Source organism: Streptomyces sp. NPDC086147 (assembly GCF_040702165.1).
GTDB lineage: Bacteria > Actinomycetota > Actinomycetes > Streptomycetales > Streptomycetaceae > Streptomyces.
Map to the genome: position 1 here is coordinate 120,518 of NZ_JBFBJO010000007.1, position 18,697 is coordinate 139,214.

Consider the following 18,697-nt stretch of genomic DNA (forward strand, 5'->3'; position numbering starts at 1 on the left):
ATGGACAACGACGACAACGACATCGAGCAGCGCTTCCGGCGGATCACCGGCTTCATCGAGGCCCGCCTGACGCCGCTCTTCGACCCCGCGAACGGCAGCGACCACGGCTTCGGCATGGACGACACCTCCCGGGCGCTGCGGGCCGCCCGCTACACCGTGCAGGCCGCGTCGGCCGTCTCCGGCCTCGTGGAGAAGCGGGCGACGGCGCCGGAGCTGCGGCAGGTCGTGGACCAGGCCCTCGAACACAACTGGGACGTGCTGCGTTCCGTGGCCCGGATGTGGGAGGACCACCCGGACTTCCGGAAGGAGTTCAAGGCGCACTCCTGGGACGTGGTCGGGGCCGTCTGACACGCGCCTCAGGGCACCAGGACCACCTTGCCCGTCGTGCCCCGGTTCTCCAGGGCGCGGTGGGCCCCCGCCGCCTCCGCGAGGGGGAAGCGGTGGACCGCGGGGCGGAGGGTGCCGTCGGCCGCCGCGGCGAGGGCGGCGAGTTCGAGGTCCCGGATGTCGCCGCCCGCCTTCTCCAGCATCACCGGGCCGAGGACGGACTCCGAGGTGATGCCGCGCTCCGCCAGCTCCTCCGGCGCGAAGGTGAGCGGTTCGCCGTCGTGGAGGCCGGTCCCGGACCAGCCGAAGACGACGTGCTGCCCGCCCTTGCCGAGGAGGTCCACGGCGGCCCGGCCGGTGTCGCCGCCGACCGAGTCGAAGACGACCGTGGCCGCGCGTCCGCCGAGGGGCCCGTCCAGGTACGCGCGGACCTCCTCCGCCCAGTCCGGCTCCAGGTAGTCGACGGCCAGGTCGGCGCCGTTCTCCCGGACCAGGGCGGTCTTCGCGGGCCCGCCCGCGAGGCCGACGACGGTGGCGCCGGCGTTCTTGGCGTACTGGACGAGCAGGGTGCCGATGCCGCCCGCCGCCGCCGGGACGATCGCGACCGACCCGGGTCCGAGCTCCGTGAACCCGAGGATGCCCAGGGTCGTGCGGCCGGTGCCGATCATGGCGACCGCCTCCGCCTCGCCGAGGCCGTCGGGCAGGGCGTGGAGCCGGGCGGCGTCGGTGACGGCGAGCTCCGCGTACCCCCCGGGGACCATGCCGAGGTGGGCGACGACCCGCCGGCCGAGCCAGGACGGGTCGGTGCCCTCCCCGAGCGCGTCGACCGTGCCGGCGACCTCGCGGCCGGGGATCGTGGGCAGCTCGGCGGGGGCCGGGAAGGGGCCGGGGGCGCCCTCCCGGAGCGCCGTGTCGAGGAGGTGCACCCCGGCCGCCGTGACCCGGACGCGGACCTGGCCGGGGCCCGGGACGGGGTCGGGCACCTCCTCGTAGGTGAGGTTCTCGGCGGGCCCGAAGGCGTGGAGGCGGACGGCGTGCATGACGGTTCCCCTGTCGTCGTACCGATGTGGTCGTACGGATGGCGTCGTACCGACGTCGTCGTACGGATGTGGTCGTACGGATCACGAAGTGGCGTGACGGGGAAAGCCTCCGACCTCAAGCGCGCTTGAGGTCAAGGGGGACCGTGGACTCCGCGGATCACCGTGCCGGGCGCACCAGCCGCTCCGCGCGCAGCGCCAGCGACACCGCCTCGACCGCGCTCGTGAACGACACCTCCGACAGGACGCCCGGCGCCGCGACCTGGTCGCCCACCAGGTACACCCCGTCGCCCCGGTCGACGGCCGGTCGGTCGCGCCAGGTGGTGCCGGGGCGGTCCACCGCCCCCGTGCGTCCCTGGGCCAGCGACTCGCGCCGCCACACCGTCCGCTCGCGCCAGCCGGGGAAGCCGAGGTCGAGGAGCCGTTCCGCGTGGGCGGTCCCGTCGGCCTTCGACGCGTCCGGGCCGACGGGCAGCTGGGCCTGGAGGAGCTGCTGCCCGGCCGGGGCCAGCGAGGGGTCCGGCCCGGTGAACCGCTCGATCCAGCCGGGCGCGTCCAGGTCGGAGACGACGAACGGGTCCCCCTTCCGGGCCCGCAGCGCCAGGTCGACCAGGACCGTACGGCCGCTCTCCCAGGTCAGCGACGGGTCGCCGAGGAGCCGGGCGGCGGCGGGCAGGGCGGTGGCGACGATCACCGGGCCCCCGCCCGCCGGCAGCGCGTCGATCCGGGACGAGGTCTCGATCCGTACGCCGAGCTCCCGGGCCCGGGCCGCCATCCGCCCGATCAGCTCGCCCCAGCCGCCCCGGACGTAGTGCGCCTCGGGCGGCAGGGCGGCGGACCGGTGCAGCCGTTCCTGCACGAAGCGGGCGGAGAGCGACCCCGGGTCGTGGTGGAAGAGCGCGACCCCGCTGTACGCGGCGGCGGCGCGGGCGGTCCGCTCGCCCGCGAGCCCGGTGGCCCAGGTGCGGAAGTCGACGTCGACGGGGGCCTTGCGGGCGGCCCGCAGGGACAGGCGCAGCAGGCCGGGCGGCGGGGTGCGGCGGAGGGCGCCGTCGCGGTGGAAGCGCAGCCGGAGGACCTCGGCGGGCGGCAGCGGCGCGAGCGGGCGGACGAAGCTGCGCTGCTTCAGCCAGGTCCAGTGCGGGCCGCCGGCGTAGAACACGTGCGGGCCGTCGTTCGTGCGGTACGGGCCCTTCGCGGTGCGCGCCCGTCCGCCGAGGTCCTCGTGGGCCTCGTACAGGGTCACGGCGGTGCCGGCCTCGGCGGCGGTGACGGCCGCGGTCAGTCCGGCGAAGCCGCCGCCGACGATCGTGAGTTTCCGCATGTCGCTCTCCCGTTCCAGTGTCGGTCCTACGAGGGGGACGGGCCAGGGGGCGGCGTTCGTGACACGGGGGCGTTGTCGGTGGCGTACCTCACCATGGGGGGATGGCGAACGACGGTACGAGGGCGACGACGGGGAAGAGGAAGGTGCCGGGTGCGCGGCGGCCGGAGCTGCGGCTGCCGCCCCTGGAGCCGTACGGGGGCGGTCTGGAGCCGGACGGGGACTACGACGGCCTGGAGCTGTCCGGGCTCGACCTGGCCGGGCAGTCGGGGGAGGGGGCCCGGTTCCTGGACTGCGCGCTGCGGGAGTGCGCCCTCGACGGGACGCGGCTGACGAACGCGCGCTTCCTCGACTCGCTGCTGAGCGGGGTGCGGGGCGTGGGGACGGACCTGGCGGGGGCGCAGCTGCGGGACGCGGAGGTGGTGGAGGCGCGGCTCGGCGGGACGCAGCTGCACGGCGCCGTCCTGGAGCGGGTCGTGGTGCGGGGCGGGAAGATCGACTACCTGAACCTGCGGTCGGCGAAGCTGAAGGACGTCGTCTTCGACGGGTGCGTGCTGAGCGAGCCGGACTTCGGGGGCGCGGTCCTCGAACGGGTCGAGTTCGTGGACTGCGCCCTGACCGGGGCCGACTTCTCGGGCGCGCGGCTGCGGGACGTGGACCTGAGGGGCGCCCGGCGCCTGGAGATCGCGCGCGGGGTGGACTCCCTGGCGGGGGCCGTGATCTCGACGCCCCAGCTCTTCGACCTGGCACCGGTGCTCGCGGCGCAGCTGGGGGTGCGGGTGGAGGGATAGGGCGTGTGTCGAAGGACGGGCGGTCTAGGCCTTGGCCGGCATGCGGGGGAAGCGGGCCTGGAGGGACCAGACGGCCGGGTTGTCGGCGAGGCCCTCGTGCATGTCGGTGAGGTCCGCGATCAGGTCGTGCAGGAAGTCGCGGGCCTCGCGGCGCAGTTCGGCGTGGTCGAAGGTCACCGGCGGCTCGTCGCCCGGCATCCAGTCGGCCTCGACGTCCACCCAGCCGAAGCGGCGCTCGAACAGCATCCGGTCCGTGGACTCGGTGAAGTCGAGCTCCGCGTACTGCGGCTGCGCGGCCCGGCTCCCGCGTGGGTCCCGGTCGAGCTGCTCGACGATGTCGCAGAGCGCCCACGCGAAGTCCAGCACCGGCACCCACCCCCAGGCCGTGGACACCTCCCGGTCCGTCTTCGTGTCCGCGAGGTACACGTCCCCGCAGAACAGGTCGTGCCGCAGCGCGTGGACGTCCGCGCGGCGGTAGTCGGTCTGCGGGGGGTCGGGGAAGCGACGCGAGAGGGAGTAGCCGATGTCGAGCACGGGACCGATGGTGTCACGGTCCCGGACCCCGTGGCTCCGGGCCCGGTCCGCACGCGTCCGGGCTCAGCGCCCGCGCCCGTGCACCGCCCTCGCCACCCGGGGTCCCAGCCAGCGCTTGAGGCGGCGGAGGGGTTCCAGGCTGCCGGCGGCGCGGTCGAGGCGGTAGTAGAGCTGGGGCGGGACGTGCGGGAGGAGGGGGGAGTGGCGCTGGCCGAGGAGGGCGAACATGCGGGCCGGCTCCAGGCGCATGTAGCGGGGGAGGTTCTCGTACCAGCGGGCGCTGTAGCGGGCGGCGCTCTGGGCCGAGACGAGTTCGGCGCGGCGCCGCTTCCCGTACAGGGTCAGGGCCGTGTCGAGGTCCCGGCCGGGGGCGTCCAGGGCGTCCGCGAGGGCGAGCGCGTCCTCCAGGGCCAGGGTGGTGCCCGCGCCGATCGAGTAGTGCGTGGTGTGGGCGGCGTCGCCGAGGAGGACCAGGTTGCCCCGGTGCCAGACGCGGTTGGTGAGGGTGCGGAAGGCGAGCCACTGGGCGGGCTCCCCGGCCCGGTCCCGGCCGATCAGCTCGTGCCCGTCGAGCAGGTCGTGGAAGAGCTTCTCCAGGAGGTTCAGGCTGTCGGCCTCGCCGAGCGCGTCGAGGCCCAGGCCGGTCCAGGTCTCCGGGGAGCACTCGACGACGCAGGTGGAGCGCTCGCCGCTGAACCCGTAGGCGTAGCACCAGATCCAGCCGTGCTCCGTCTCCTTGAAGGCGAAGCTGAACGAGTCGAAGACCTTGGTGGTGCCGAGCCAGACGTACCGGTTCCGGCCGCTCGTGACCTCGCTGCCGAAGTGGTCCGCGTACGCCTCGCGGAGCGCGCTGTTCACCCCGTCGGCGGCGACGACCAGGTCCGCGTCGGCGAGTTCGGGCGCGTCCGGGCCGCTCACGCCGTGCTCGTACGCGATCCGCACGCCCAGCTCGCGGGCGCGGTCCGCGAGCAGCGCCAGCATCCGCCGGCGCCCGATGCCGAAGCCCGCGTCGCCCCGGTGGACGGTCCGCTCGTCACGGACGATCGCGACCCCGTCGGTCCAGGTCACGGAGGCGTCCGCGACGGCCCGCGCGGACTCCGGGTCGCCCGCGCGCAGCCTGCCGAGGAGCCCGGCCCAGTACGTGACGCCCCAGCCGTACGTCGAGCCCTCCGGGTTCCGCTCGTACACCGTGATCTCGTGCGACGGGTCCCGCCGCTTCAGCAGGACCGAGAGGTAGAGGCCGGCGGGACCGCCGCCGACGATCGCGAGCTTCACGTGCGCTCCACTGGGACTGGGTCATGACACCGTGCGGTCGGGAAGTAACGCACGGTAGCAGTGGAGGGGGGGGACGCCGGGCCTTCCCCGGAACGGCGCGCGGGAGCGGTTCCGGTCCTACGGCAGCAGTCGCCGCTCCTTCGCCACCGCCACCGCGCCCGCCCGCGTGTCCACGCCGAGCTTGGCGTAGATCCGGCCCAGGTGGGTCTTCACCGTCGCCTCGCTGATGAACAGGGCCCGCGCGATCTCCCGGTTGCCGAGCCCGCGCCCGAGCTGCCCGAGGATGTCCCGCTCCCGGTCGGTGAGGCTCGGGGCCGCCGCGCCCCGCATCCGGTCCATGACCCGGCTGGCGACCGGCGGCGAGAGGGCCGTGCGGCCCTGCGCGGCGGCGTGGATCGCCGCGAACAGCTCCTCCGGCCGTTCGGCCTTCAGGAGGTAGCCGGTGGCGCCCGCCTCGATCGCCCGCGTGATGTCGGCGTCCGTGTCGTACGTGGTGAGGACGAGGACGTGGACGCCGGTCGGCGCGATCCGGCGGGTCGCCTCCACGCCGTCGATGCCGGCCCCGAGCTGGAGGTCCATGAGGACGACGTCCGGCTTCAGCTTCGCCGCCATTGCGACGGCCTCCTCGCCGCTGCCGGCCTCGCCCACGACGTCGATGTCGGGGGTGCTGCCGAGGAGGGCGAGCAGCCCGGCGCGGACCACCGCGTGGTCGTCGCAGAGCAGGATTCGTACGGAGGACATCACGACTCCAGGGAGGGCGGGACCGGCGGGTTCGGCGGGGGAGCGGGCATCACGGCTCCGGGGAGGGCGGCGAGAGCGGGAGCGCGGCCGAGAGCACCGTGCCCTCGCCCGGGACGGACTCGACGGTCAGGGTGCCACCGAGCTGTTCGGCCCGCACCCGCATCGCGGGCAGCCCGTGGCCGCGCACCCCGCCCGGCCGCTCCGCCGGGTCGAAGCCGCGCCCGTCGTCGGCGACGTCCAGGACCACCTGGTCGTCGAGGTACGTCAGGGTCACGGCGGCCGACTCCGCGCCCGCGTGCTCGCGGATGTTCGCCAGGGCGCCCTGCGCGATCCGCAGCAGCGCCGACTGCGCCCGGTCGGGCAGCGGCGCCGGCGGTCCGTCGACCCGGAACGCCGCCGACTCGCGCGCGGCCAGGTCCCGCAGCGCCTCCTCCAGGCCGCCGCCCCCGGCCAGGTCGGCCGGTGCGAGGTCGTGGACGAAGCGGCGGGCCTCCGCGAGGTTGCGCTCGGCGATGGACTCGGCGGTACGGACGTGCCGGCGGGCGGTCTCCGGGTCGCCGTCCCAGGTGCGGTCCGCCGCCTGGAGCAGCATCTGCTGGCTGGACAGGCCCTGCGCCAGGGTGTCGTGGATCTCCATGGAGAGCCGCTGCCGCTCGGCGAGGGTCCCCTCGCGGCGCTCGATCGCGGCGAGCTCACGGCGGGTGCGGATCAGGTCGTCGATCAGGGCCCGCTGGCGCGCCGCCTGCCGGTCGGAGTACACGAACACCCCGGTGGCCAGGGCGGCGACGGCCGGCGGGGCGACGATCAGGTTCGGGTCCCAGCCGCCGTGCGAGAGCTGGACCTGCGCGAAGACCACGAAGGCGGTGAGCAGGGCGACCAGGCCGAGCGCGGCGCGCGCCGGGAGGGTGCGCAGGCCCGTGTAGAAGAGCGGCACCGCGCACCAGGCGAAGCTGGGCGCGAGGACGACGAGGACGACCCAGACGGCCACGACCGTGCCCAGCCAGGCGATGCGGCGCGGGGTGGCGCGGGTGCCGAGGACGGGGCCGAGGAGGTAGAGGGAGGCGAGGGCGCCGGTGAGGGCGATGATCCAGGGGCTGCGGGTCTCCCAGTCGTGCCGCAGCAGGAAGCGGGCGAGCGAGGCGCCGAGCAGGAGGAAGAACGCGGTGTGCATGATCCGCGCCAGCCGGCGGGCGTCCGGGTCCCGCTCCGTGCCCTCCTCCATGTCCCGGCCCTTCCGCTCTCCGTAACGGTCCCGCCCGGTGACGGTCCCACCTGCGCACACCCCTTCATCCTGGCCCGACGGGACCAGTCCGGCATCAGCCGATCGGCTGACCCGGGCGTCCACCGGTGCGCGCCCGGAGGGCAGCCGGACCGTGGACCGGGAGGGCCCGGGAGCGGCCACAGGATGGATGACAGAGCGAGACGGACGAACGGATCGCTCGGCCCACGGCCCCAAGGCCCCAGCCCGACGGCCCCGCGCCCTCCCCCCGATCCCACGGAGTTCCCCATGAAGAAGATCCTCTTCGGTGCCACCGCCGCCGCCGTCATCGCCGCCGGCACCTTCGGCGTCGTCTCCGCGAACGCCTCCGCCCCGGCCGCCGCCGCTCCCGCCGCCGTCCGCGCCGACGCCTCCAACGGCAACCTCCAGCAGTCGACGCACCTGACGATCGAGGCGGCGACGAAGGCCGCGCAGGCGACCCTGAAGGCCGCCGAGAAGGAGAACCAGCGCGTCTCGGTCGCGGTCGTCGACCGCAACGGCAACACCGTCGTCACCCTGCGCGGCGACGGCGCCGGCCCGCAGTCCTACGAGTCGGCCGTGAAGAAGGCGTACACCGCCGTCTCCTGGAACGCCCCGACCTCCGAGCTCGCCAAGCGCCTGACCAACGCCCCCACGCTCAAGGACATCCCGAACACCCTCTTCCTGGCCGGCGGCGCCCCCGTCACCGCCAAGGGCGCGCCCGTCGCCGGCATCGGCGTCGCCGGCGCCCCCTCCGGCGACCTCGACGAGAAGTTCGCCCAGGCCGGCGTCGCCTCCCTCGGCCGGTAAGACGCCTCCCCCCGGCCGGTAAGGCACCCCCTCGGCCGGTAAGACGCCCCCTCGGCCGGTAAGGCGAATCCCCGGGCCGGCACGCCTCCCGGCCGGACAAGGCGACCCCCGGCCGCCAAGCCCCGACCGGCCCCTCGAACGGCCGTGGCGCCCGGACCCCCCGCCGGGCGCCACGGCCTTTCCCCGGCTCCGCTGCTTACGATCGGTCCGTGAAGCACCTCCACCGGACCCGGCCCCGGCCGCAGACCCGTCGGACCCGGACCGCCGCCGCCCTCCTCGCCGTCCTCGCGGTGCTCGCGGGCGGCTGCACCGGTGCCACCGGCGGGGTCCGGGGCGCTCCCGGGGCCGCCGGGCTCCGCGACCCGTACTTCCCGAAGCTCGGGAACGGCGGCTACGACGTGCGGCACTACGCCCTCTCCCTCGCCTACGACCCGGCCACCGGGCGGCTCGACGGCACCGCCGAGATCACCGCCCGCGCCACCCAGGACCTCAGCGCCTTCAACCTCGACCTGTCCGGGCTCGCGGTCGGCGCCGCGCGCGTGGACGGCGCGCCCGCCGCGCACAACCGGGCCGGGAACGAGCTGACGCTCCGCCCGCGCGAGGAGATCCCGAAGGGCGCCGAGTTCCGCGCCACCGTCGCGTACGCGGGCGTGCCCGAGCCGATCACGGACGCGGACGGCTCCGAGGAGGGCTGGCTGCGCGACGGGGACGGCGGGGTCGTCGCGGTCGGCGAACCGGCCGGCTCCGCGACCTGGTTCCCCGGCAACCACCACCCCTCCGACAAGGCCGCGTACGACGTCTCCCTCACCGTTCCCGCCGGGACCGACGCCTTCTCCAACGGCGTCAGGACCGAGCGGCGGACGGAGGCGGACGGGCGCGTCACCACCGTCTGGCACACGCCCGAGCCGATGGCGAGCTACCTCGCGACGGTCATGATCGGGCGGTACGAGACGGGGACGGCGACCGCCCTCGGCACCGTGCCCGTGCTGACCGCCGCCGAGCCGGAGGCCGCGGCGGAGAGCGCCGCGCTGCGGGCCGAGATCCCGGCGCTCCTCGCCCGGCAGGTGCGGCGCTTCGGCCCGTACCCCTTCTCGGCCGCCGGGGCGGTCGTCACGGAGGACGGGACCCTCGGCTACGCCCTGGAGACCCAGACCCGGCCCGTCTTCCCGGCCTCCTCCTTCGACCGGACGACCCTCGTCCACGAGCTGGCCCACCAGTGGTTCGGCAACTCGGTGTCCCCCGCGACCTGGCGGGACCTGTGGCTGAACGAGGGCTTCGCGACGTACGCGGAGTGGCTGTACGCGGAGGAGCACGAGGGCGTCCCGGCCCGCACCGCCTTCGAGCGGGCCTTCGCGCAGAAGGCCAACTGGGCCTTCCCGCCCGCCGCTCCGCCCGGCGCGGCGAACCTCTTCGACCCGCCCGTCTACCAGCGCGGCGCGATGGTCCTGCACAAGCTGCGCGAGACGGTCGGGGACGGGGCCTTCGACGCGATCCTGCGCGGCTGGCCGGAGAAGTACCGCCACGCCAACGCCTCCACCGCCGACTTCACCGCCTACGCGGAGGAGGTGGCGGGGAAGGACCTCGACGGGCTGTGGGACGTGTGGCTGTACGGGGACGGGCGGCCGGAACGGCCTTGAGGAGCCTCGCGCGGACAGGGCGAAGGGGCCCGCCGGAGACACCGGCGGGCCCCTTCGCCCCGGGCACGGTTCAGTACTTCCAGCGGGCCCGGTCGCCGTCCATGACGCAGTGGATCATGCGGCGGTTGGCCGCGTGCGTGGACCTGCCCAGGTCGGCCTTCCGGCAGAACTGGCCGGCGTTGTAGCAGTTTCCGGCGTTGGAGACGATCTCGCAGGTGGCCTCGGCCGCCGCCGTCGGGGCCGCGGTCGTGCGCTTCGGCGCGGGCGCCTGCGTGGTGGGCTTCGGGGCCCGGGTCGCCTTCGCCGTCGCCGGGGGCGGGGTCGTGGGCTTCGCCTTCGGCGGCGCGGGCGCCGCGGTGGTGGGCGCGGGAGTCGTGGCCGTGGCGGTGGGCGTGGGCTCCGCGGTCGACGGGCTCGGCGTGGGCGTCGGGGTCGGGGTCGGCGTCGGGGTCGCCGAGGTGGAGACCGGGGCCGGGGTGGCGGGGGACTCGTCGGCCGCGACGGGCCCGCAGGCGACGGTGACGCCGACGAGCGCCAGGCCCGTCAGCGTCTGCCGCACCAGCCGGGCCGCCCGGGACCCCCGCCCGCGCCGCCGTCCGCTTCCGTCTCCGCCCCGGACTCCGGATTCTCTGCCGTCTTCGCCGGTGTCGTACATCGAGCCCCCCACAGGGTCGTTCATCTGATCGAAGAAGCGCACGTTAGAGGAGAAACCGTCTCCTCCGGGAGGGTTTGCGGGAAGCTTGTTCAAAACGAAACGACGCCGGTCTCCGGAACCACGGGCGTGGTTCCGGAGACCGGCGTCGGAGTGCCGGCCCACGGGCCGGCCGGACGTCAGAGGTTGACGCCGAAGTCGCGGGCGATGCCCTCCAGGCCCGAGGCGTAACCCTGGCCGACGGCGCGGAACTTCCACTCGGCGCCGTTGCGGTACAGCTCGCCGAAGACCATGGCCGTCTCGGTGGCCGCGTCCTCGGAGAGGTCGTAGCGGGCGAGCTCGGCGCCGCCGGCCTGGTTCACGATGCGGATGTACGCGTTGCGGACCTGGCCGAAGTTCTGCGAGCGGGAGACCGCGTCGTAGATGGAGACCGGGAAGACGATCTTGTCGACGTTCGGCGGGAGGGCCGCGAGGTTGACGTTGATCTGCTCGTCGTCGCCGCCGCCCTCGCCGGTGCGGTTGTCACCGGTGTGGACGATGGTCTGGTCCGGCGTCGACTTGTTGTTGAAGAAGACGAAGTGGGCGTCGGAGGCGACCTTCCCGGCGGCGTCCACGCCGATCGCGGAGGCGTCGAGGTCGAAGTCGGTGCCGGTGGTGGTGCGGACGTCCCAGCCGAGGCCCACGGTGACGGCGGCGAGGCCCGGGGCCTCCTTGGTCAGGGAGACGTTGCCGCCCTTGGACAGGCTCACAGCCATGGAAAGTCCCTTTCATCGTGGTGTCGTCGCCTGGAGAAACGCGCACGGCCTTCCGACGGTTCCCGTTCCGTCCCGGACGGAAATCAGGATGACTCCGACGGCCCAGTGCGGGGAACATGGAGGGCATGTCCGGTCCGTATCCCATCCGCGGCTCCGTCTCGCTCCCCGAGGCCGAGCTCCAGTGGCGTTTCTCGCGTTCGTCGGGCCCGGGCGGACAGCACGTCAACACCAGCGACTCGCGGGTCGAGCTCCGCTTCGACCTCGCGGCCACCGACGCGCTCCCCGAGGTGTGGAAGGCCCGCGCCCTGGAGCGGCTCGCCTCCCGCCTGGTCGACGGCGTCGTGACCGTACGGGCCTCGGAGCACCGCTCGCAGTGGCGCAACCGCGAGACGGCGGCGGTCCGCCTGGCCGCGCTCCTCGCCGAGGCGACGGCCCCGCCGCCCAAGCCCCGCCGGCCGACGAAGATCCCGCGCGGCATCAACGAGCGGCGGCTGCGGGAGAAGAAGCAGCGCTCGGAGACCAAGCGCACCCGGCAGTCCCGCGACTGGGGCTGAACCGGCGGCGGGCTATCGGCCCAGCTGCCGGTACTTCCCCTGGAAGTACGTCAGGGGCCCGCTGCCGTCCGCCGGGGACGCCCCCGCCGTCAGGACCCGGCCCACCACGAGCGTGTGGTCGCCGGCCACGACCCGGTTCTCGGTGCGGCACTCCAGGACCGCGAGCGCGCCGCCCATGAGCGGGGCGCCGCTCGCGTCGCCGCGCGTGTACGGCAGGTCGGCGAAGAGCAGCCGGTCGCTGACGCGGTTCTTCATCGAGAAGCGCCCGGCGACGTGCCGCTGGTTCTCGGAGAGGACCGAGACCGCCCAGACGGGGACGTCGGTGAGCAGGTCGTCCATGCGGGAGCCGTTGCGGAGGCTGATCAGGACCAGCGGCGGGTCGAGGGAGACCGACGTGAAGGCGGTGGCCGTCATGCCGACGTCCTCGCCGCGCGGACCGTCGTCGGGGTCGTGCGCGGTCACCAGGACCACGCCCGACGCGAGGCGGGACATGGCCGCCCGGAACTCTTCGTTGCTCACCCCTTCAGCATGGGGGATCGCCAGGTCGGTCACGGGGGGCGGGGAGGCGGTCTTCTGCAGCACCCTCCCGACGCTAGGACGGCTTCCCCCGGGCCGCATCGGGCGCGGGGACCAGGCTTCCGCCCCCGTCGGTCCTAGGACCCGCCCCGGAACCCGGCCGACCCGCCATGACCTGCTGTGACTTGAGTCACAGCAGGCAGTATTTGCTGACCCTGTGTACCGGCTGCGCAGCTCACTGTGATTCAGTGGCAATCACAGTCCATATGGAAACGCGATTGTGCAACAGGAAGCCGATCAGAACCCTGGAGTTGCTGTCGAGGTCTCGGGGAGAGCGAGCGATGGAGACCGAGTCGGAGCCGTACGTCCGTCTCTCGACCCTGCGGCAGCTGCATCAGGTCGTGACGGACCTCAACACCGCCCGCAGCCTGGCGGACACCCTGCAGACCGTCGCGGACGGCGTGGTCGCCGGTCTCAACTACGAACTCGCCTGCGTCAACCTGGTGCGCCCCGACGGTGACCTCGTCGTCGCCGCCTTCGCCGGAAGCTCCGCCGCCGAGGCCCTGATCACCGGCCGGGTCGGCTCCCGCGCGGCCTGGGAGCGCCGCCTCTCCATGGGCGTCGCCTGGGGCGACCTGCGGTTCATACCGCACACCGAGGGCTGGGTCCTGCTGGACGACGACGTCCCCCAGTGGCACACCGACGGCCCCGCGCCCCGCTTCGAGGACGAGTGGCACCCCCACGACCGGCTCTACGCCCCGATGTACGCCTCCGGCTCCGGCCGCGAGCTCCTCGGCGTCATATCCGTCGACCGCCCGCGCAACGGGCGGCACCCCGGCCCCTGGGGCCAAGAAGCGCTCCAGATGTACGCCTCGCAGTCGGCCATCGCCATCAGCAACGCCCGCCTCCGCTCCAACATGCAGCGGGCCCTGGTCCGGCTCGAACGGGAGCAGCAGGCCCTGCGCGCCAGCGAGGAATCCTTCCGCCAGGCCTTCGAGTACGCCCCCTCCGGCATGGCCATCGCCGAGATGGGCGGCGACCAGCACGGCCGGCTCCTGCGCACCAACGACGCCCTGTGCCGGCTCCTCGGCCGCCCCGCCTCCGTGATGCGCCGCTACTCCTTCGCCGACCTCGTCCACCCCGAGGACATCGGCACCCTGCTGCGGACCTCCGCCGAGGGCGGCCGGGCCGAGCTGCGGCTCGCCCGCCGCGACGGCACCTACGTCTGGGTCTCCCTGCGGAACTCCGTGGTCGCCGACACCGCCGACGGCCCCCGCTTCCTCCTCACCCACGTCGAGGACATCGAAGAGCGCAAGCGCCACGAGCTCCAGCTCGCCCACCGCGCCTCGCACGACGCCCTCACCGGGCTGCCCAACAGCGCCGAGCTGCGCTCCCGGCTCTCCGCGCGCCTCTGCGAGCGCCCGGCGGACGCCCCCGGCGCGTACGGCGACGGCTACGGGTACGGCCACGGGCCCGGACCGGGCTCCGGCTACGAGCCGTACGAGCACGAACACGAGCACGGCTTCGGCTTCGAGCCGGCGGGCGGCGCGGGGCCGTACGACCACCACGTCCACATGGTGGCCCCCTCGGGCGGCGAGACCGACGACGGCACCAAGGGGCTCGCGGTCCTCTTCTGCGACCTCGACGGCTTCAAGTCGATCAACGACCGCTTCGGGCACCACACCGGCGACGCCGTCCTCATCGAGGTGGCCCGGCGGCTCACCACCGGCGTGCGGGACGGGGACACCGTCGCCCGGCTCGGCGGCGACGAGTTCGTCGTCCTCGCCGACGGCCTCGGCGCGGCCGACGCCGCCGACCTGGCCGTACGCCTCCGCAACGCGATCATCCCGCCTATCCGGGTGGACGGGCGCGCGGTCCGCGTCGGGGCCAGTTTCGGCATCGGCTGGGCCGAGTGCGGGATGACCGTGGAAGAGGTCCTGAACTCCGCCGACCAGCGCATGTACGTGGAGAAGCGCTCCCGCGCCAAGGTCCAGCGCCGGGCCGGCTGACGCACGCGCCGGGCGGTCATGGGTCACCGGCCGACGTGCACGCCGACGGGTAGCAGGTCAAGGGTCCGAGTCGGGGAATGGTCCGTTCGGGGTAGGCTCGCCGGGTCGGCGACGGCTGGCGAGCATGGAGAGGATGACCCGGATGGCTGCCGGTAACGACGGCTCGAACAAGCCCGAGGACGACGATCCGTTCGGCTACCTGTACGAGGACGGACGGGCGGCGGGCGCGCAGCCCCCGCAGGGCGGCGGCTACGGCTACCCCGGTCCCGGCCCCGCGCAGCCGGGCGTGCCCCGGACCTCGTACAACCAGGTCAGAACGGTCGGCGACCGCCGCCAGTACGGCGGTGGCCAGCAGCACGCGCAGGCGTACGTGCCGCCGCAGCAGCAGACGCCGTACGGGCAGCAGCACGCGCAGTACGCCGCGCCCGAGACCTACGGCGGCCAGCAGCCGCCCCGCCAGACCCCGCCGCCCCCGCAGCGCGGCGGCTCCGGCCGGGGACCCAACACCCGGGGCCTGCTGATCGGCGCGGTCGCGGTCGTCGCGGTCGTGGTGCTCGGCATCGCGGCGGCGGTGATCACGAACATGAACAAGGACACCCCGGACGACAAGGCGGGCGGCACCGCGCCCACGCCGACGGCGTCCTCCCAGCCGTCGGAGACCCCGAGCGGCGACCCCAGCTCGCCCGCGCCGACCCCGACCGACCTGCCGAGGCAGGACGCGGCCACGCTCCAGCTCGGCGGCCCGGCGAAGCTCGACACGGCCGTGAAGGGCGCGAAGGGCCCGGGCGGCTCCTACGTGGTCTTCAACGGCGAGGGCGGCTCCGCGAGCTGGTCCGTGGACGTGCCGAGCACCGGGGACTACACCCTCCGGATCGTGTACAGCGTGCCCGGCAAGGACGCCAAGACCTCGCTGACGGTCAACGGCGAGAAGCCCCGCGAGATCCGGATGAACAACTGGGCGAAGGGCGCCGAGGGCGACTGGGAGAAGGGGTGGACCTACACCTACTCCTACGTGAAGCTCAACAAGGGCTCGAACTCGCTCAAGATCTCCTGCGAGTCGGGCGACTCCTGCGACGCGATCCTGGACCAGGTCTACCTGGAGGCCGGGCAGACCGGAAAGCGCTGACGCGCGAGGTCATGAGCTCATGAGGTCCTGAGTTTCCGAGGTCCTGAGTTCTTTCGAGGAGGAGGCCCTAAGGGGTCTCCTCCGTCGTCTTCACCCGGGTCAGCAGTTCCTCGTACGCCGTCCGGTCGAACTCCCCCGCCACCGGCGAGAGGACCGTCGCCGCCGAGAGGGCGACCGCGCGGACCAGGCGGTCCGGCCAGGGGATCCCGTCGACCAGGCCCGAGAGCAGGCCCGCGACGGCCGAGTCGCCCGCGCCCGTCGGGTTGCCCCGGACGGGGGCCGGCGGGGCCGCGCGCCACAGGCCCTCGGGGGTCGCGGCGAGCAGGCCCTCGGGGCCGAGCGAGGAGACCACCGCGTGGGCGCCCCGGCGGCGCGCGTCGAGGGTGGCCCGGCGGGGTTCGCGGGCGCCGGTGAGCCGGGCCAGTTCGTCCGCGTTGGGCTTGACCAGGTCGGGGCGGGCGGCGATGCCCCGCCGCAGGGGCTCGCCGCTGGTGTCGAGGAGGACGGGCACGGCGGCGGCGCGGGCGAGCCGGACGAGCTCCGCGTACGCGCCGACGTGGATGCCCGGCGGGAGGCTGCCGCAGAGGGCGACGGCGGCGGCGCCGTCGAGGAGCGCGGCGAAGCGGGCGCGGAAGGCGTCCCACTCGGCGGCGGTGACGGCCGGTCCCGGCTCGTTGAGCTGGGTGGTGTCCCCGCCGGCGGCGTCGACGACCGCGACCGTGCGGCGGGTGGACCCGGCGGTCTCGACCAGCTCGTCCCGGACCGGGGTGGCCGCGAGCCCGTCCCGCAGGACGGCCCCGGTGGCGCCGCCCGCGAAGCCGGTGGCGACGGTCTCGTACCCGAGGGCGGCGAGGACCCGGGCCACGTTGAGCCCCTTGCCGCCGGGGCGCTCGATCACCTGGGTGACCCGGTGGGAGGCGTACGGGGTGAGGGCGGGGACCCGGTAGGTCAGGTCCAGCGCCGTGTTGAGGGTGACCGTCACGATCACCTGTCCACCCCCGTACTCCCTGTGAAGACCGCTGGAACGTACGTTCCGACGGCCCCTGATCATGCCAAAGGAAAGGCGGCAGGCCCAGACCCCGGCCCGCCGCCCTTTCGCATGGCCCCTGATCAGACGGTCGCGGGGACCGCCGGCTCGACGACCCAGGCACCCTTGCGCATGACGCCCCGCAGGTTGAAGTCGGCGTCGAGGACGACGATGTCGGCGTCCTTGCCGGGCTCCAGGGAGCCGACACGGTCGTACACGCCGAGGAGGCGGGCCGGGTTGGCGGAGATGGCCTGGACGACCGACTCGACGGGCAGGCCGTCGACGGTGACGGAGCGCTTGAAGGCGCGGTCCAGGGTGAGGGTGGAGCCGGCGATGGAGCCGCCCTCGACGAGCCGGGCGACGCTGTCCTTCACCTCGACCTCCAGAGGGCCGAGCATGTAGCGGCCGTCGCCGAAGCCGGCGGCGTCCATGGCGTCGGTGATGAGGGCGACGCGCCCGGGGCCCGCGTGGTGGAAGGCCAGCTCCAGGGCGGCGGGGTGCAGGTGGGTGCCGTCGTTGATGAGCTCGACGGTGATCCGCTCGTCCTCCAGGAGGGCGGCGATCGGGCCGGGGGCGCGGTGGCCGAGGGCGGGCATCGCGTTGTAGAGGTGGGTGGCGACGGTGGCGCCCGCGTCGATGGCGGCGACGGTCTGCTCGTACGTGGCGTCGGTGTGGCCGATGGCGGCGATCACGCCGTGCTCGGCGAGGAGGCGCACGGAGTCGAGGCCGCCGGGCAGCTCGGTGGCGAGGGTGACCATCTTGGCCCGGCCGTGGGCGGCGTCGACCAGCTTGCGGACCTCGGCCGGGTCCGGGTAGCGCAGCAGCGTCTCGTCGTGGGCGCCCTTGCGGCAGGGCGAGATGAACGGGCCCTCGAAGTGGATGCCGGCGATCTCGCCCTGCTCGGCCAGCTCGGAGAGGAGCCCGGCCCGCCCGGTGAGGAAGTCCATCTCGCCGGTGACGAGGGAGGCCACGGTGGTGGTGGTGCCGTGCAGGCGGTGGGTGTGGACGCCCTTGAGGACCTCCTCGGCGGTGCCGGAGGTGAAGGACGCGCCGCCGCCGCCGTGGTTGTGCGTGTCCACGAAGCCGGGGACGAGCCAGTGGCCGGTCAGGTCGATGTGCTCGGCATCCTCCGGGGCGCTGCCCGCGATGCGGCCGCCGTCGACGATCACGCGTCCGTTCTCGACGATTCCGGTGGGCAGCACGACGTGTGCGCCGGCGAGAACCTTGTGATCGGCCATCAGGCGGAAACCTCCGAGTCGGTGGGGCGCTGGGCGGCGAGCAGGTCCCAGGCGAGGAGGCCCGCGCCCAGGCAACCGGCGGTGTCCCCGAGGGCCGCCGGGACGATGGCGGGCAGCTTCTGGAACGTGACTCGCTCCTCCACCGCGGCCCGAAGTGGTGTGAACAAGGTTTCCCCGGCTTCGGCGAGACCGCCACCGATGATGAGCGTGCGGGGGTCGAGGAGGGTGAGCGCGGTGACCAGGCCGTCCGCGAGGGCGTCGACGGCGTCCTGCCAGATCCGTACGGCCGTGGGGTCGCCGGACTCGACGGCCTTGGCGCAGTCGGCGGCGTCGGCCTCCGGGTCGCCGCCGGCCTCGGCCCAGGCGAGGGAGACGGCGGAGGCGGAGGCGTAGCGCTCCAGGCAGCCGCGCTGGCCGCAGCCGCAGGCGGTGCCGCCGGGGCGGACGACGATGTGGCCGATCTCGCCGGCGTAGCCGTGCGCGCCGGCCTCGATGCGGTCGCCGATGCCGATGGCGCCGGCGATGCCGGTGCCGAGGGGCACGAAGAGGAAGCGGTCGGCGCCGTTGCCCGCGCCGATGCGTCCTTCGGCGAGGCCGCCGGTGCGCACGTCGTGGCCGAGGGCGACGGGGATGCCGTCGAGGCGGCGGCTGAGGAGTTCGCGCATGGGAACGTCGCGCCAGCCGAGGTTGGCGGCGTAGACGGCGATGCCGTTCTCGGCGTCGACGATTCCGGGGACGGCGACTCCGGCGGCCGCGGCGGGCTCTCCGTACCGCTCCTGGCCGAGGAGGCGGAGGTCCGCCGCGAAGCCGAGGATCGTCTCGACCACGGCCTCGGGACCCCGGTCGCGCCCGGTGGCGCGGCGGGCCTCGTGGAGCAGGGTGCCGTCCGCCCCGACGAGGGCGGCCTTCATGCCGGTGCCGCCCACATCCAGGGCGATGACGTGTTTCACGGGGCATAGTCTGGCCGCCGCGGGGCAAAAGGTCTAGTCCACTGCTGAGGATTGTTGCGTACGGATACAAATTCGATTCCCGGCGCGGGGGTCCGTTCCGCCGCCTCCCCCGGCGTCCGATCCGCGGCATTTCGGAAAGGGTGTTGCGGAAGTGATATCC

Annotated in this window: 19 protein-coding genes; 7 read left to right on the forward strand and 12 right to left on the reverse strand. The window is 74.3% G+C overall.

Going from position 1 to position 18,697, the window contains the following annotated elements:
• Entirely contained in the window at positions 1 to 348 is a 348-nt protein-coding gene (locus AB0398_RS17880) for a hypothetical protein (RefSeq protein ID WP_366376103.1), read from the forward strand.
• 8 nt (positions 349 to 356) lie between these two features.
• Here AB0398_RS17880 and AB0398_RS17885 read toward each other — a convergent pair whose 3' ends face one another.
• Together AB0398_RS17885 and AB0398_RS17890 are read right to left on the reverse strand one after the other, a co-directional pair.
• Complete coding sequence (locus tag AB0398_RS17885) at positions 357 to 1,367, reverse strand: zinc-binding dehydrogenase (protein WP_366376105.1); 1,011 nt, start codon at positions 1,365 to 1,367, stop codon at positions 357 to 359.
• 157 nt (positions 1,368 to 1,524) lie between these two features.
• Positions 1,525 to 2,688, reverse strand: coding sequence for an NAD(P)-binding protein (locus AB0398_RS17890; protein ID WP_366376106.1), 1,164 nt, complete (start codon positions 2,686 to 2,688; stop codon positions 1,525 to 1,527).
• A gap of 101 nt (positions 2,689 to 2,789) precedes the next feature.
• Between AB0398_RS17890 and AB0398_RS17895 the strand changes: the two genes are divergently transcribed.
• On the forward strand, positions 2,790 to 3,476 hold the full coding sequence (locus tag AB0398_RS17895; protein WP_366376108.1) for a pentapeptide repeat-containing protein: 687 nt from the start codon (positions 2,790 to 2,792) through the stop codon (positions 3,474 to 3,476).
• 24 nt (positions 3,477 to 3,500) lie between these two features.
• On the opposite strand, the gene AB0398_RS17900 is transcribed toward AB0398_RS17895, so the two are convergent.
• The 4 genes from AB0398_RS17900 to AB0398_RS17915 form a co-directional block, all read right to left on the reverse strand.
• Positions 3,501 to 4,010, reverse strand: coding sequence for a hypothetical protein (locus tag AB0398_RS17900; RefSeq protein WP_366376109.1), 510 nt, complete (start codon positions 4,008 to 4,010; stop codon positions 3,501 to 3,503).
• 63 nt (positions 4,011 to 4,073) lie between these two features.
• A complete protein-coding gene (locus tag AB0398_RS17905; RefSeq protein WP_366376111.1) occupies positions 4,074 to 5,285 on the reverse strand; it encodes an FAD-dependent monooxygenase in 1,212 nt (403 codons plus the stop codon).
• Between the two features lie 117 nt (positions 5,286 to 5,402).
• On the reverse strand, positions 5,403 to 6,026 hold the full coding sequence (locus tag AB0398_RS17910; protein WP_366376112.1) for a response regulator transcription factor: 624 nt from the start codon (positions 6,024 to 6,026) through the stop codon (positions 5,403 to 5,405).
• A gap of 49 nt (positions 6,027 to 6,075) precedes the next feature.
• Positions 6,076 to 7,248, reverse strand: coding sequence for a sensor histidine kinase (locus AB0398_RS17915; RefSeq protein WP_366376114.1), 1,173 nt, complete (start codon positions 7,246 to 7,248; stop codon positions 6,076 to 6,078).
• 285 nt (positions 7,249 to 7,533) lie between these two features.
• Here AB0398_RS17915 and AB0398_RS17920 point away from each other — a divergent pair, with 285 nt between their 5' ends.
• Entirely contained in the window at positions 7,534 to 8,073 is a 540-nt protein-coding gene (locus AB0398_RS17920; protein ID WP_366376116.1) for a heme-binding protein, read from the forward strand.
• A 290-nt stretch (positions 8,074 to 8,363) separates the two neighbouring features.
• Positions 8,364 to 9,710, forward strand: coding sequence for a M1 family metallopeptidase (locus AB0398_RS17925; RefSeq protein ID WP_366376425.1), 1,347 nt, complete (start codon positions 8,364 to 8,366; stop codon positions 9,708 to 9,710).
• A gap of 70 nt (positions 9,711 to 9,780) precedes the next feature.
• On the opposite strand, the gene AB0398_RS17930 is transcribed toward AB0398_RS17925, so the two are convergent.
• On the reverse strand, positions 9,781 to 10,269 hold the full coding sequence (locus AB0398_RS17930; RefSeq protein WP_366376118.1) for a hypothetical protein: 489 nt from the start codon (positions 10,267 to 10,269) through the stop codon (positions 9,781 to 9,783).
• A gap of 272 nt (positions 10,270 to 10,541) precedes the next feature.
• Entirely contained in the window at positions 10,542 to 11,117 is a 576-nt protein-coding gene (locus AB0398_RS17935; RefSeq protein ID WP_030221799.1) for a TerD family protein, read from the reverse strand.
• A 116-nt stretch (positions 11,118 to 11,233) separates the two neighbouring features.
• On the opposite strand from AB0398_RS17935, the gene arfB reads away from it, so the two are divergent.
• Entirely contained in the window at positions 11,234 to 11,671 is a 438-nt protein-coding gene (gene arfB / locus AB0398_RS17940; protein WP_366376120.1) for an alternative ribosome rescue aminoacyl-tRNA hydrolase ArfB, read from the forward strand.
• A gap of 12 nt (positions 11,672 to 11,683) precedes the next feature.
• On the opposite strand, the gene AB0398_RS17945 is transcribed toward arfB, so the two are convergent.
• Positions 11,684 to 12,253 carry a flavin reductase family protein gene (locus AB0398_RS17945; RefSeq protein WP_366376121.1) on the reverse strand — a complete coding sequence of 190 codons (570 nt, stop codon included), beginning with the start codon at positions 12,251 to 12,253 and terminating at the stop codon, positions 11,684 to 11,686.
• 275 nt (positions 12,254 to 12,528) lie between these two features.
• Here AB0398_RS17945 and cdgB point away from each other — a divergent pair, with 275 nt between their 5' ends.
• Positions 12,529 to 14,196 carry a diguanylate cyclase CdgB gene (gene cdgB, locus AB0398_RS17950; protein WP_366376123.1) on the forward strand — a complete coding sequence of 556 codons (1,668 nt, stop codon included), beginning with the start codon at positions 12,529 to 12,531 and terminating at the stop codon, positions 14,194 to 14,196.
• 142 nt (positions 14,197 to 14,338) lie between these two features.
• The gene (locus AB0398_RS17955) at positions 14,339 to 15,322 is read left to right on the forward strand and encodes a carbohydrate-binding protein (RefSeq protein WP_366376125.1); all 984 of its coding nucleotides are present in this window, start codon (positions 14,339 to 14,341) and stop codon (positions 15,320 to 15,322) included.
• Between the two features lie 67 nt (positions 15,323 to 15,389).
• On the opposite strand, the gene AB0398_RS17960 is transcribed toward AB0398_RS17955, so the two are convergent.
• The 3 genes from AB0398_RS17960 to AB0398_RS17970 form a co-directional block, all read right to left on the reverse strand.
• Entirely contained in the window at positions 15,390 to 16,310 is a 921-nt protein-coding gene (locus AB0398_RS17960) for a 1-phosphofructokinase family hexose kinase (protein ID WP_366376126.1), read from the reverse strand.
• Positions 16,311 to 16,432: 122 nt separating this feature from the next.
• Positions 16,433 to 17,587 carry an N-acetylglucosamine-6-phosphate deacetylase gene (gene nagA / locus AB0398_RS17965; protein ID WP_366376128.1) on the reverse strand — a complete coding sequence of 385 codons (1,155 nt, stop codon included), beginning with the start codon at positions 17,585 to 17,587 and terminating at the stop codon, positions 16,433 to 16,435.
• On the reverse strand, positions 17,587 to 18,537 hold the full coding sequence (locus AB0398_RS17970; RefSeq protein WP_366376130.1) for an ROK family protein: 951 nt from the start codon (positions 18,535 to 18,537) through the stop codon (positions 17,587 to 17,589). Before AB0398_RS17970 ends, nagA begins: the two co-directional genes overlap by 1 nt.
• Positions 18,538 to 18,697 lie beyond the last annotated feature (160 nt).